The organism is Cereibacter changlensis JA139 (assembly GCF_003034985.1).
GTDB classification, from domain to species: domain Bacteria; phylum Pseudomonadota; class Alphaproteobacteria; order Rhodobacterales; family Rhodobacteraceae; genus Cereibacter; species Cereibacter changlensis.
In genome coordinates this window covers 1-13,185 of sequence record NZ_PZKG01000109.1, presented here as the reverse complement: position 1 = coordinate 13,185, position 13,185 = coordinate 1, and the positions used below count along the sequence as shown (strand labels likewise).

Annotated in this window: 11 protein-coding genes and 1 tRNA gene; 5 read left to right on the top strand and 7 right to left on the bottom strand. The window is 69.2% G+C overall.

What is annotated here, in order from left to right; genetic code table 11:
• From C5F48_RS17780 to C5F48_RS17755, 6 genes are all read right to left on the bottom strand, one after another.
• A partial coding sequence (locus C5F48_RS17780; RefSeq protein WP_146170631.1) for an ATP-binding cassette domain-containing protein occupies positions 1–250 on the bottom strand: 250 nt, incomplete at its 3' end.
• A complete protein-coding gene (locus C5F48_RS17775; protein WP_107665195.1) occupies positions 247–921 on the bottom strand; it encodes an amino acid ABC transporter permease in 675 nt (224 codons plus the stop codon). The genes C5F48_RS17780 and C5F48_RS17775, both read right to left, overlap by 4 nt.
• A 4-nt stretch (positions 922–925) precedes the next feature.
• Positions 926–1,681, bottom strand: coding sequence for an amino acid ABC transporter substrate-binding protein (locus tag C5F48_RS17770; protein ID WP_107665194.1), 756 nt, complete (start codon positions 1,679–1,681; stop codon positions 926–928).
• Between the two features lie 194 nt (positions 1,682–1,875).
• Positions 1,876–1,965: transfer RNA gene (locus C5F48_RS17765), tRNA-Ser, on the bottom strand.
• Positions 1,966–2,005: 40 nt separating this feature from the next.
• Positions 2,006–5,149: an efflux RND transporter permease subunit gene (locus C5F48_RS17760; RefSeq protein WP_107665193.1), complete on the bottom strand. Its 3,144-nt coding sequence runs from the start codon at positions 5,147–5,149 to the stop codon at positions 2,006–2,008.
• Positions 5,150–5,185: 36 nt separating this feature from the next.
• Positions 5,186–6,355, bottom strand: coding sequence for an efflux RND transporter periplasmic adaptor subunit (locus tag C5F48_RS17755; RefSeq protein WP_107665192.1), 1,170 nt, complete (start codon positions 6,353–6,355; stop codon positions 5,186–5,188).
• A 245-nt stretch (positions 6,356–6,600) separates the two neighbouring features.
• On the opposite strand from C5F48_RS17755, the gene C5F48_RS17750 reads away from it, so the two are divergent.
• Complete coding sequence (locus C5F48_RS17750; RefSeq protein ID WP_107665191.1) at positions 6,601–7,272, top strand: hypothetical protein; 672 nt, start codon at positions 6,601–6,603, stop codon at positions 7,270–7,272.
• 3 nt (positions 7,273–7,275) lie between these two features.
• Here the strand turns inward: C5F48_RS17750 and C5F48_RS17745 are convergent, their stop codons facing one another.
• Positions 7,276–8,625, bottom strand: a complete 1,350-nt coding sequence (locus C5F48_RS17745; RefSeq protein ID WP_245941506.1) for a diguanylate cyclase — start codon at positions 8,623–8,625, stop codon at positions 7,276–7,278.
• Positions 8,626–8,762: 137 nt separating this feature from the next.
• On the opposite strand from C5F48_RS17745, the gene C5F48_RS17740 reads away from it, so the two are divergent.
• The 4 genes from C5F48_RS17740 to C5F48_RS17725 form a co-directional block, all read left to right on the top strand.
• Positions 8,763–9,044 (top strand): DUF3572 domain-containing protein, encoded by a 282-nt coding sequence (locus C5F48_RS17740; protein ID WP_107665196.1) that lies wholly within the window; start codon positions 8,763–8,765, stop codon positions 9,042–9,044.
• A gap of 73 nt (positions 9,045–9,117) precedes the next feature.
• Positions 9,118–9,813 (top strand): HAD family hydrolase, encoded by a 696-nt coding sequence (locus C5F48_RS17735; RefSeq protein ID WP_107665189.1) that lies wholly within the window; start codon positions 9,118–9,120, stop codon positions 9,811–9,813.
• A gap of 117 nt (positions 9,814–9,930) precedes the next feature.
• Complete coding sequence (locus C5F48_RS17730) at positions 9,931–11,487, top strand: trimethylamine methyltransferase family protein (protein ID WP_107665188.1); 1,557 nt, start codon at positions 9,931–9,933, stop codon at positions 11,485–11,487.
• 578 nt (positions 11,488–12,065) lie between these two features.
• On the top strand, positions 12,066–13,185 hold a 1,120-nt coding region (locus tag C5F48_RS17725), incomplete at its 3' end, for a DUF4153 domain-containing protein (RefSeq protein WP_107665187.1).

Here is a 13,185-nt window from a genome sequence, read left to right as displayed (position 1 = left end):
AGGCGGTGCAGCGGCGCAGGGCGAGGATCTGCGCGGGCTTCGCCGTCGCCGCATCCACCGTCAGATCGCCGATGCGGATCACGCCCGCGTCAGGCCGGTCGAGGTAGTTCAGGCAGCGCAGCAGCGTCGACTTGCCGGTGCCGGAGGGGCCGATGATCGCCACCCGCTCGCCCGCCGAGATGTCGAGGTCGATGCCGTCGAGCACGGTGGTGCTGCCGAAGCGCTTGGTCAGTCCGCGGATGCTGATCATCGGGCGAAGGCCTTGTTCAGGCGGCTTTCCAGCCGCTTCTGCAGGAAGGACAGGGTCTCGACGATGATCCAGTAGATCACCGCGACCACGAGGAAGGCCTCGAAATAGAGGAAGCTGCCGGCGGCCTCCTTCTGCGTCGCGCCCATCATCTCGGTGACGCCGAGGGTGAAGGCGAGCGAGGTGCTCTTGATCATGTCGATGAAGTAGTTGACCAGCGTCGGCGCCGCCACCCGCGCCGCCTGCGGCAGCACGATGCGCCGCATCGACTGCGCGCGGGTCATGCCCACCGCCTGCGAGGCCTCCCACTGGCTGCGGTCCACCCCGAGGATCGCCGCGCGGATGCTCTCGGCCATATAGGCCGAGAAATGCAGCGTCAGCCCGATGATCGCCGCGGTGACGCCGTTGATCCCGGTAAGGAAGGGCATCACCTGCGGCAGGCCGTAGTAGAACAGGAACAGCTGCACCAAGAGCGGCGTGCCGCGGAAGAAGCTGATGAAGAGCTGCACCAGCTGGTCCAGCACCGGCACGCGGATCACCCGCTCCACCGCCATCAGGCAGGCGAGGATCAGCGCGCAGAGCATGGCGGCCAGCGCCATGCCCAGTGTCAGCGGCACGTAGCCGAGGATGACGGGCGCCAGACCCAGCATGTAGTCGAGGTCGAGCGGCCGCATCGGATCAGTTCGCCGGGGCGGTCACGTCGAGACCGAGCCATTTTTCAGAGATCGCCTTCAGCGTGCCGTCGGCCTTCAGCTCGGTCAACGCGGCGTCGAGCCTGTCGCGCAGCGCCTGACCCTCGGCATCGTTGCGGAAGGGCAGGGCGTTGCGGATCTCGCTGAAGGGCTCGCCGGCCAGCGCCAGCGGCAGCGGGCTTTCCTTGATGACCTGCGCCGAGGACACGCGGTCCATCACGAAGGCATCGACCCGGCCGAGCGCCGTGTCCTGCTCGATGTTGCTCTCGTAGGTGCGGATGTCGATCTCGTCCGCGAAGGGCAGTTCGCGCAGCAGCTGCTCGAAGTTGGAGCCGAGGTTCACCGCCACGCTGCGGCCCTTCAGGCTGTCGACGCCGGTGATCTCGGTCTCGTTGCCCTTCTTCACCACGACCTGCGCGCCGTCATAGACATAGGGCTGGCTGAAGGCGAATTTCGCCTCGCGCTCGGGGGTGATGGTGATCTGGTTGGCGACGGTGTCGATCCGGCCGGCCTCCAGCGCGCCGATCAGGCCCGAGAAGGACATGGTGGAGAATTCCACCGTGTCGCCGGTCTTTTCCGCAAGGGCGTTCATCAGATCGACCTCGAAGCCCTGCAGCTGGTCCTGACGGACGAAGGTGAAGGGGAAATAGCCGCCGGACATGCCGACGCGGATCGTCTCGGCGGCGGCGGGGAGGGCTGCGGCCCCGGCCAGCACGGCCGCGAGCGAAAGGGATCTGAACATCTGATACTCCTGTTTCCAGACTGCATGACATGCCCCCGCGGCGCTCCGGCGGCAACCACCTGGGCCAAACAAGAACGTCAGGCCCCGCAGCAAGCCAGCCGCCGCACACCCGTCCTGTTCCCGGACAGAAGCCGGACCGGCGTACCGGAGTTCCCGCGGATCGCGGAACATCGGTCCGGAGAAGGGGCGGGGATTGGCGGAAGCGGTGGGATTCGAACCCACGGTGGAGTCTCCCCCACGCTGGTTTTCAAGACCAGAGCCTTAAACCACTCGGCCACACTTCCGGCGAGCGGAGGAGTAGTCGCGGCAAAGGGGGAAATCAAGCTATTCGGCGGGGCTCGGCGCTGTCGCCTGGTGCAGCTCGCGCATCAGCCGCGCCTCCTCCTCGGCCTTGGGTTTCGAGAGGCCCGCCAGCAGCAGATAGGCTACCGGCGTGAGGTAGAGCGTGGCCAGCGTGGCGAGGCCGAGGCCGCCGACGATGATCCAGCCCAGCACCTCGCGCGCCTCGGCGCCGGCGCCGGCGGCGAAGACCAGGGGCAGGCCGCCCAGCACGGTGGCGATCATCGTCATCATCACCGGGCGCAGCCGGATCACCGAGGCGTTCTCGATCGCGTCGCGCACCGAGGCGCCCTCGTCGCGCAGCTGGTTGGCGAATTCGACGATCAGGATCCCGTTCTTGGCCATGATCCCCACCAGCAGCACCAGACCGATCTGGCTGTAGACGTTGAGGCTGCCCCCCGTGAGCACCAGCGCGAAGATGGCGCAGGCGAGGCCGAGGGGCACGGTGGCCATGACGATCACCGCCGAGACGAAGCTCTCGAACTGCGCCGCGAGCACCAGAAGCACGATGACGATGGCGAAGCCGAAGGTCAGGAACAGGCCGCCGGAGGTCTCGCCCAGCGTCGCGGCCTCCGCCATCGGCAGGATGCGGCTGTCGGGCGGCAGGATCTCGGCGGCCAGCGCCTCGACCTCGGTCAGCGCTGCGCCGAGCGACAGCTCGGGCGTCAGCCCGGCGCTGATCGGCACCGAGCGCATCTGCCGCTCGCGGCTGAGCTCCGGCGCCACGGCGCGCTCGGTCAGCCGCACGAAGCTGGAGATCGGCACCATCTGCCGCTCGCCGCTGTCGTTCGGTCCGGCCTGCACGAAGATCCGCTCCAGATCGCCGGGGTCGTTCACCGGGTTGGTGGTGGAGAGCATCTTGATGTCGTAGCTGTCGTCGTCGAGGAAGACGGTGCCGACGGTGCTGCCGTCCAGCACCGATTGCAGCGCCTCGCCCAGCCCGTCGATGTTGATGCCGAGATCGGAGGCGCGGGCGCGGTCGACCTCGATGAAGAGCTGCGGCTGGGTGGTGTCGTAGCCGAGCCGCACCTGGCCGAAGGCCGGGTTCTGCTCCATCCGCTCCACCATCAGCCGGGCGCTTTCGCCGAGGCTGGCGTAGGAATCGCCGATGATGGCGAAGCTGAGCCCGTTGCCGGCGCCGCGGATGCCGAGCGAGTTCGGCTGGATGGCGAAGGCGCGCACGCCGATGACCTGGCTCATCAGGCCGGTGATTTCGGCGGCGATCTCCTGCTGGCTGCGGCCGCGCTCGGCCCAGTCGGCGAGGCCGATCACCATGAAGCCGCGGTTGTCGCTGCCGCCTTGTCCGGCATTGGCGAAGGTGCTGACCACCTCGCCCGAGGCGCGCAGCGGTTCCAGCAGGTCCTCGATCTCGCGCATCTTGGCGTCGGTATACTCCAGCGCCACGCCCTGCGGCGCCTGGATGCTGAGCAGCACCAGCGAGCGGTCCTCCGACGGGGTCACCTCCTGCCGCAGCGTGGTGAAGAGCATGCCGGCGGTCAGGGCGAAGCCCAGAGCCAGCGCGATCACCACCATCGGCGCGTTCAGCGCCCAGCGCAGCGTGCGGGCGTAGAGACCGGAGAGCCGGTTGCCGAGCCGCAGCATCGGCCCGTCCTCGGCCTGGCCCTCCTCGGCGCCGCGCAGCATGCGGCTGGCCAGCACCGGGCAGAGCGTCAGCGCGGTGACCGAGGACAGGAGCACCGCGATGGCCAGGGTGAAGCCGAACTCGCGGAACAGCCCGCCGGTCTGGCCCGGCAGGAAGGACAGCGGGATGAAGACGGCGGCGAGGGTGGTGGTGGTGGCGATGACGGCGAAGAATACCTGCTGGGTGCCGAGCACCGCCGCGGCGCGCGCGCCCATGCCCTCGGAGCGGCGGCGCACGATGTTCTCCAAGACCACGATGGCGTCATCGACCACCATGCCGGTCGCCAGCACCAGCGCCAGCAGCGTCAGGATGTTGATCGAGAAGCCCACCAGCCAGAGCGCCGCCAGCGTGCCGATCAGCGCGACCGGCATGGCGATGGCGGGGATCAGCGTGGCGCGGATGTCGCGCAGAAAGATGTAGATGATGACGGTGACGATCAGCACCGACAGGATCAGCGCGATCTCGACCTCGTGGATCGCGCCGTTGATGAAGGTGGCGTCGTCGGAGCTGACGAAGATGCTCACATCCCCGGGCAGCACCGCTTGCAGCTCGCCGACGATGCGCGTCACTTCCTGCGAGATCTCCAGCGTGTTGCTTTGCGCCTGGCGGATGATGCCCATGCCGATGCCGTTCTCGCCATTGGCCCTGAGGATCGAGGCGCCGGTGTCCGGCCCCATCGAGACGGCGGCTACGTCGCCGAGCCGCACGTTCGGAGTCACCTCCAGCGCCTCGAACTCGGCGGGGGTGGAGATGGCGGCGGTGGTGCGCACCACGATGCTGTTGCGGTCCGAGCTGAGCGCGCCCGCCGGGGCGTCGAAGGAGACGTTGCGCAGCGTCTCGCGCAGGTCGGCCAGCGTCAGGCCGCGGCTGGCCAGCTGCATCTGGTTCACGTCGACCCGGAAGATCGGGGTGCGGTCGCCGTAGATCTGCAGGTCGGCCACGCCGGGGGCCGAGAGCAGGCGGTTCTCCACCAGATCCTCGACCAGCTGGGTCAGATCCTGCGGCGAGCGGGTGGGGGAGGTGACCGAGATCCGCATCACCGCCGAGGCATTGGCGTCGGCCTTGACGATGCGCGGATCCTCGGCGTCCTCGGGCAGCCGGCCGGAGATCCGGGCGATGGCGTCGCGCATGTCGGTCGCCGCCACGTCGATGTCGACGCTGTCGTTGAACTCCACCGTCACCCGGCTGGAGCCGAAGCGCGAGGAGGAGGAGATGGATTTCACCCCGGCGACCCGGCCGGCCGCGCCTTCGATCTCGTCGGTGATCTCCTGGTCGATGGTCTCGGGCGAGGCGCCGTCGAAATCGGTGTTGATCGTCACCACCGGCCGGTCGACATCCGGCAGCTCGCGCACCTCGGCCCCGAAGAAGGCGGCCAGCCCCGCCATCACGATCAGCGCGTTCAGCACGAAGGCGAGGATCGGGCGGCGCACGAAGAGCGCGGTGTTCGATTTCGCGAGATCGCGTTCGTCGGGGGCGGAAGCGGACATGGGCGACCTCGGCTATTCGGGCTCGGGTTTTCGGGCTCAGGTTTTCGGGCTGGAGGGCTCGGCCCCCGGCGCGGCGCTGCGGGTGATGGGCGCCACGTCGATATTCGGGCGCAGCGCCTGCACCCCCTCGATCACCACTTGGTCGCCGGCCTGGAACTCGGCCCGCACCAGGACGGAATCGCTGTTGCGCTGCAGGATGCTGACCGGTAGCTGGCTGGCCTTGCCGTCGCGGGCGATCCAGACGAAGGCCCCGTCGGAGCCCCATTGCACCGACAAGGGGTCGACCGCCGGATGGGTCTCGCCCTCCAGCCGCAGGGTGATCGAGAAGGCCATGCCGGAGCGCAGCCGGTCCTCGGCATTCGGGATCGCCGCCTGCACCCGCAGGCTGCGGCTGGAGACGTCGACCCGGTTGTCGATGGCGCTGATCCTGCCCTCGGCCTCGACGCCGCCCACCGCCAGCGGCGTGGCCGAGACCGGCGCGCCGATGCGCAGGCTGCCGACCACCCGCTCGGGCACGCGGAAATTCACGATGACGCTGGAGCGGTCGTCGATCTGGGTGACCTCGTCGCCCGGGTTGACCTGATCGCCCTCCTCGACGGCCAGCAGGCCGACCGAGCCCGCGACCGGCGCGGTGACGCGGTGCTGCGACAGGTCGAACTGCGCCTGACGCAGCGCGAGCTCGGCCGTGCGCAGCGCCAGCTCGGCGTCCTGACGCTGCAGGTCGGTGACGGCGCCGGAGCTGCTCAGCCGGTCCAGCCGCTGCACGGTGGCCTCGGCGTCGCTGCGCACCAGTTCGGCGCGGTCGAGCGCGATGCTGGCCGCCTCGCTGTCCAGATCGAGGATCGGATCGCCGGCCTCGACCGCGTCGCCGGCACCGACATGCAGCCGCACCACCTTGCCCGACACCTCGGGCGTCAGCACCACCGAGCGCACCGCCTGCGCCGTGCCGATGGCGGTGACGATGTCGTTCATCACCCGCGGCTCCGGCTCGGCCGCGACGACCTGCACCGGCCCGCCGCCACCGCCACGCCGCGCCGGCTGCGCGGCCTCGGAGGAGGAGATCGAGACGATGCCGATCCGCGCCAGAGGCTCCAGCACGCCGATCCGGGCGAGAACCGGCTGCGCCGCCGGGACGAACAGCACCCAGAGCACCAGCACCAGCAGCGCCACCACGACCGTCAACAGCGCCTGTCTTGCCAGCGTCATATCGCCTCCCCTTGCATCCGTCCGGGCTTCAACGTCCCCTTCGGAAATTTCCGTCGCATCAGGCTACCCGAAGTAACCGACAGGGCTGCAAAGAAAAGCGACAAGAGCCGCCGACCGCGCCAACAATGCCGTGAACAGGCGTTTTCGCCGCTTTTGCATGCGCCATCTGATGCAGGGCTCAAAGGATGTCTTGCCGGGTGGCGGTCCGTCCGGTCTGATGTTCCGTGTTCGGCAGTGAGGCGGCAATGTTCATCGTGAGCCCTGCGACGGTCTGGAACCACAGCGCGCTGGAGATGCGGCAGGTGCCGCGGCGGATCTTCGGCCGGGTCACGTTGGTGCCCCGGCGCGGCCTGCCGCTGCGGCTGGTCTGGCGGCTGGTCTTCGAGGCGCAGATCCTGCGCTATCTGCTGGCGCTCCTGCCCTTCGTGCTGGCGGTGCTGATCTGGCAGGAGAACGCGCTGGCCATCGCCCAGGCCCCGCTGATCATGGTGCTGGTGATCTACGGGGCCGAGAGCTTCCTGTTCCGCGTGCCGAAGGAGAAGCGGGCCGGGCTGATCGACCGGGCCGAGGCCGAGCGTGGGCTGGATCTGCTGCGGGTGCGGGCGGTCTCGATCCTGACCCGGATCGCGGCGGGGCGGCAGATGGCCGAGGGCCGGCTGCATCTGGTGGTGGAGCAGTCGCCGCTGGCGCGGATCACGCCGCTGACCTTCGTATCGGTCCAGGCCGAGGCGGGACCCGAGGTGCTGCGCCTGACCCGCGCCGAGGAACGGCTGATCCGCGAGACGCTGTTCCAGCCGCCACTGGGCGAAAGGCTGCTGCTGCGGATCAACCTGTCGGAGAACGAGTTCCTCCGCGACGTGGCGCTGGATCTGCGGCAGATCTCAGCCCATGCCCGGCTCGCCGCGCTCCGCGGCTGAGGTTCAGGCGAATGTCCGGCTGATCGTCACCTGGTTGCGGCCGGCGTTCTTCGAGGCCATCAGCGCCAGATCGGCGCGGTTCACCACCTCCGCCACCGGCTCCAGCCCGACCGCCCCGGCGTCGTCGACCGCGAGGCCGATGGAGACGGTGATCGACAGCGGCTCGCCGCCGGGCAGGGGGATCGGCCGCTCCTGCACCGCCTGGCAGAGCCGCTCCGCCGCGGTCCGCGCATCGGAAAGCCGCGTGTCGGTCAGCGCCACCAGGAATTCCTCGCCACCGATCCGGGCCAGGAGGTCGCCCTGGCGCAGGTTCTTCTCCAGCCGCCGCGCCACCTCGATCAGCACGGCGTCGCCGGCGGCATGACCCCAGCGGTCGTTTACCATCTTGAAGCGGTCGAGGTCGATCACCATCACCGCGAAGGGATGGCCGCTTTCCTGCGCCCGCTCGGCCATCGCCGCCAGATGCGCCGCGGCGTAGCGCCGGTTGTAGAGCCCGGTCAGCGGGTCGATGATCGCCAGCCGCAGCCCGGTCTGCACCGTCTCGCGCTGCCGGTCACCGCGCTGCTTGCGCCGCATCAGGTTGCGCAGCCTGAGCCGCAGCTCGCGCGGGTCGACGGAGGCCCCGACCAGATCGTCGGCCCCGAGGTCGAAGGCGATCGCCGCCCGCTCGGTCGAGGCGTCGGCCTGCAAGATGCAGATGGCGGCGTGACGGGTCTCCGGTCGGCTGCGCAGGTCAGACATCAGCCGCAACCCGGCGTCGCCGATCCTGGAGGTGATCAGGAAGACATCGGGCGCCGGGCCGCTTTCCTCCAGCGCCTCCTCGCGGCTCAGGATCACCACGCGGTCGGGCAGCAGCGGCGCGAGATCCCGGCGCCATTTCGCGGTCGGGTCGGCGCGCTCCGCCACGATGCCGATCAGCACCGGCCGCTCGAAGGGTTCCGCCGCCTCGGCCAGCCCCAGCGCCTGCAGGGCCGCCCCCCGCGGCCCCACGTCGGCCGGCAGCTCGCGGGCGCGCAGCAGGCTGCGCATCCGGGCCATCAGCAAGAGGTCGTCATAGGGCTTGGCCATGAACTCGTCCGCTCCCGCGGCCAGCGCCGCCAGCCGGCTGGCGGGATCGGACATGGCCGAGATCATGATCACCGGGATGTCCCGCGTCGTCGGGTCGTCGCGCAGGTGGCGCAGCACCTCGATCCCCGACATGTCCGGCAGCTTGAGGTCGAGCAGGATCAGGTCGGGCGCCTCCGCCCGGGCGATGGCCAGGCACCCCGCGCCATCCGCCGCCAGCATGGGCCGGTAGCAGGCCGCGCCGAGCTTCACCTTCAGGACGATGCGGTTCGTCGCAACGTCATCCACAATCAGTATCCGTCCGACCATTCCTGGGTTCCCCTTTCCCTGCAGGCCTGCTTTCAGTCTTCGGCCGGACAGGTTAAGGATTCCTTTCCATATTCCGATCAATGATCGGCAATAGCTCAAGCAAACCGGAGGGGCCGATGGCCGGGCAACAAACTGCCGAAACCGTGGCCCTGCAGGCGCTGGCCTGGCTGGCCGGCAACGAGGACCTCTTGCCGGTGTTCCTGAACGCCAGCGGCGCCTCGGTCGACGACCTGCGCGAAGGGGCGCTGCGGCCGGAATTTCTGGGCTCCGTGCTGGACTTCCTGCTGATGGACGACGCCTGGATCATCGCCTTCTGCACCGAGGCCGGGCTGCCCTATGAGGCGCCGATGCGGGCGCGGGCCGGGCTGCCGGGCGGCGAGGCGGTGCATTGGACCTGAGCGCCTTGGGCAGGCGGGCGTTGCCTTCTGCCGCGCGCCGCGTCACTCTGGCGCGGGTAATAACGGGGCAGGTATGATCCGCGGCATCATCTTCGACAAGGACGGCACGCTGTTCGATTTCCGGCAGAGCTGGGGCGGCTGGGCCGCGCGGCTGTTGCGCGAGATCGCGGCGGACGAGGCGCAGGCGCGCCGCATGGGGCAGGCGATCGGTTACGACCTCGACACCAACGCCTTCGCCAGCGACAGCCCGGTGATCGCCGGCACGCCGGACGAGGTTGCCGAGATCCTGCTGCCGTACTTGCCCGGCGTGTCGCACGGCGTGCTGGTGACCGAGATGAACCGTCTCGCCGCGCGGGCCGAGATGGCGCAGGCCGTACCGCTGACGCCCTTGCTGACCGCGCTGCGCGACCGCGGGCTGAAGATCGGCCTCGCCACCAACGACGCCGAGGGCCCGGCGCGGGCGCATCTGGCGGCGCATGGCATCACCGAGCTCTTCGACTTCGTTGCGGGCTTCGATTCGGGCCATGGCGGCAAGCCGGAGCCGGGAATGCTCCTGGCCTTCGCCAAGGCGATGGGGCTGGAGCCGGCTTCGGTGGTGATGGTGGGCGACTCGGCGCATGACCTGATCGCGGGGCGCGCGGCGGGGATGCGCACCGCCGCGGTGCTGACCGGCATCGCCGTGGCCGAGGAGCTGGTGGGTTACGCCGATATCGTGCTGCCCGACATCGGCGGTCTCGGCGGCTGGATCGACGGTCTTGCGGCCGCCTGACGCGGCGCCTCCGCGAAAAACGACGCTTCCACGTCGGTAACCGAGTGTCCATTCCTCCGCCGCTTCGGTCATCCTGACCGGGCGGGGCAGTCCCCTGCGACCACGGAGGGGATGACAATGACCGAAGAGCCGAACCGCAAGCGCCGCGCCGGGGGACGGGCCGGCAACAAGATGCGCGCAGGCTCCGCCGCCATCGACCAGATGCCCTGGCGCATCCCGGTGAACCCCGACCGTCCGACCGAACCGCTGGACATGGACGGGGTGATGAAGATCCACCGCGGCGCCATGCGCATCCTGTCCGAGATCGGCATCGAGTTCCTGAACCCCGAGGCGGTGACGATCCTGAAGCAGGCCGGCTGCCGGGTGGAAGGCACCAATGTCCGGATGGACGAGGATTTCGTGATGGAGATGCTGGGCCACGCGCCCGCGCAATTCACCATCACCCCGCGCAACCCCGAGCGCGAGATCATCATGGGCGGCAAGCACATGGTCTTCGTCAACGTCTCCAGCCCGCCGAACGCCTGGGATCTGGAGCGCGGCAAGCGGTCGGGGGACTTCGAGGCCTTCAAGGAGTTCATGAAGCTCACGCAATATTTCAACTGCATCCATGTCGCGGGCGGCTATCCGGTGGAGCCGGTCGACATCCACCCCGCCGTCCGGCACCTCGACTGCCTTTATGAAAAGCTGACGCTGACCGACAAGGTGGTGCACGCCTATTCTCTGGGGGCCGAGCGGGTCGAGGACGTGATGGAGATGACCCGCCTCGCCGCCGGTCTCTCGCATGACGAGTTCGACGCGAAGCCGCGGATGTATACCAACATCAACTCGGTCTCGCCGCTGAAGCACGATTTCCCGATGCTCGACGGCGCGATGCGGCTGGCGCGGCGCGGTCAGCCGGTGGTGGTGACGCCCTTCACCCTGGCGGGGGCGATGGCGCCGGTGACGATGGCGGGGGCGGTGGCGCTGAGCCTTGCCGAGGGTCTCGCCGCCATCGCGCTCCTGCAATACATCAAGCCGGGCTGTCCGGTCGCCATCGGCACCTTCACCTCCAACGTCGACATGAAATCGGGCGCCCCCGCCTTCGGCACGCCGGAATACATGCGCGCCACGCAGATGACCGGCCAGCTCGCGCGGTTCTACAAGCTGCCGCTGCGCTCCTCCGGGGTCTGCGCCGCCAATATCCCCGACGGCCAGTCGATGTGGGAGACCTCGAACTCGCTCTGGGCGGCGGTGCAGTCGCAGACCAACATGGTCTATCACGCGGCGGGCTGGCTCGAGGGCGGGCTGATCGCCAGCCCTGAGAAGTTCATCATGGACTGCGAAGTGCTGCAGATGATCCAGCGCTACTTCGAGGAGGCGACCTTCGCCACCACCGACGACGACATCGCGCTGGACGCGATCCGCGAGGTCGGCCCTTCGGGGCATTACTTCGGCTGCCAGCACACCCAGGACCGTTACAGCACCGCCTTCTACGCGCCCTTCGTGTCGGACTGGCGCAATTACGAGGCTTGGGAACAGGACGGCGCGCTCTGGACGCCGGAGCGGGCGCACCGGATATTCAAGTCCATCCTCGCCGAATTCGAGGCGCCCGAGATGAACGGCGACCACCAGGAGGCGCTGCGGCAATTCGTGGCGAAACGCAAGCAGGAGGGGGGCGCGCCGACCGATTTCTGAGGCTTGTTACCGACCGCCGCCCGACGAGTCGGGGCGCGCGCCGCGTGGTTACCTGTCTATTAGGGTAACTGGACGGCGCGGGCCCCGCCGGGTCAAGAGAAGCCAAGGCCATGCGCGGGGACAACCTGACACACGACCTTGGCTCGGACCTTCATTTCTGAAGGCCCCTCTCCGAAGCGACCGGGGCATGGTCCCTTCGAAGAAGACTGTCCGATGATCTATTGTGCCGGTATCAGTGCGCCGCACCCTGTTTGTCAACGGGCAGAAGCCGATAAAGACCGGGTCGGGCCGCGAAGCCACTGCGCCAGCCGCACAGCCGTTGCGGCCCGGACCACCGCCCCGACAGCCATTCACCCCAGACGCAAGCCCGCCGCCGCGTGCCGCGGGCGCTTTGCGACAGGCTTTGTCGCAAAGCGCCGATTTGCGGGTTGCAGGAACGCCATCCCCTGTTCTGCCCGGGCCTGCCCGCAGGATGACGCGGCGGCAGGTGCGTCTGCGACACCATGGCGCGGCCTGCGCCCCGTCTGGCCCCCGACCCACATCCGCGCTAGCCTCCGCCCGAACGGCAGGAGGCGGCGATGGACCGGAACATGCGACAGCGGCTGGTCATGGCCGGGATCGGCGGGCTCGCGGGGCTGAGCCTCTACCTGCTCTTGGAGGTGCTGAGCCGCCACCTCCTGCCCGACCGCGCGGCGCTGGGGCTGACCACCTTCTCGGCGGTATTCTTCGCCGCCTGGCTGGCGATGGCCGGGCCGCTGCGCACCGGACGCGCCGTGGTGGCGGCGCTGGGGCTGGGGCTTGTGGTGGCGGCGCTGCTGTCGCTCACCGGGCTGCGCTTCGACCGGGTGGAGGCGATCTTCGACCAGCCGATGACGCCGCTCGCCGTGGTGCTTCTGTCCTCGATCCCGCTGCCCTTCTTCATCGCCTTGGCTGGGCCGGGCTGGCGCGACTATCCGACCCTGTTCACCGAGGCCTGGACCGTGGTGGTGCGCTATGCCGCCGCCTGGCTCTTCGTCGGCGTGGCCTGGGCGGTGCTGCTCCTGTCGCAGGCGCTGCTTTCTATTGTCGACATCCGGGTGATCGAGGCGATCATCGACCTCGACGCCGCACCCTGGCTCATCACCGGGGTTACGCTGGGCTTGGCGCTGGCGGTGGTGACCGAACTGTCCGATCTGGTCTCGCCATATCTCATCCTGCGCCTCCTGCGGCTTCTGCTGCCGCTGGTGCTGGGGGTGATGGCGCTGTTCATCGCCGCCCTGCCGTTCCAGGGCCTGTCGGGACTGTTCGGCGACCTGTCGGTGGCGGCGACGCTGCTGGCCATGGCGGCGGCCGCGGCGACCTTGGTCACCACCGCCATCGACCAGACCGATGCCGAGGCAGTGGAGGGCGCGGTGATGGTGCGCGCGGCGCAGGGGCTGGCGCTGATCCTGCCGATCCCGGCGGCGCTGGCGGGCTATGCCGTCTGGCTGCGCGTGGCGCAATACGGCTGGACGCCGGAGCGGCTATTCGCCGGCCTCGCCGCGGTGCTGGCGCTGGCCTACGGGCTGATCTACGCGCTGGCGGTGCTGCGCGGCGCCTGCTGGATGGAGCGGGTCCGTCAGGGCAACATCCTGATGGCGCTGGCGCTGCTGGCGCTGTCGGCGCTCTGGCTCACGCCTTTGCTGAACGCCGAGCGGATCTCGGCTCGCGACCAGCTCG

Coding starts and splice junctions, on each gene's coding strand:
- C5F48_RS17775 (WP_107665195.1), bottom strand. CDS start 921: ATGCGGCCGCTCGACCTCGACTACATGCTGGGTCTGGCGCCCGTCATC.
- C5F48_RS17770 (WP_107665194.1), bottom strand. CDS start 1,681: ATGTTCAGATCCCTTTCGCTCGCGGCCGTGCTGGCCGGGGCCGCAGCC.
- C5F48_RS17760 (WP_107665193.1), bottom strand. CDS start 5,149: ATGTCCGCTTCCGCCCCCGACGAACGCGATCTCGCGAAATCGAACACC.
- C5F48_RS17755 (WP_107665192.1), bottom strand. CDS start 6,355: ATGACGCTGGCAAGACAGGCGCTGTTGACGGTCGTGGTGGCGCTGCTG.
- C5F48_RS17750 (WP_107665191.1), top strand. CDS start 6,601: ATGTTCATCGTGAGCCCTGCGACGGTCTGGAACCACAGCGCGCTGGAG.
- C5F48_RS17740 (WP_107665196.1), top strand. CDS start 8,763: ATGGCCGGGCAACAAACTGCCGAAACCGTGGCCCTGCAGGCGCTGGCC.
- C5F48_RS17735 (WP_107665189.1), top strand. CDS start 9,118: ATGATCCGCGGCATCATCTTCGACAAGGACGGCACGCTGTTCGATTTC.
- C5F48_RS17730 (WP_107665188.1), top strand. CDS start 9,931: ATGACCGAAGAGCCGAACCGCAAGCGCCGCGCCGGGGGACGGGCCGGC.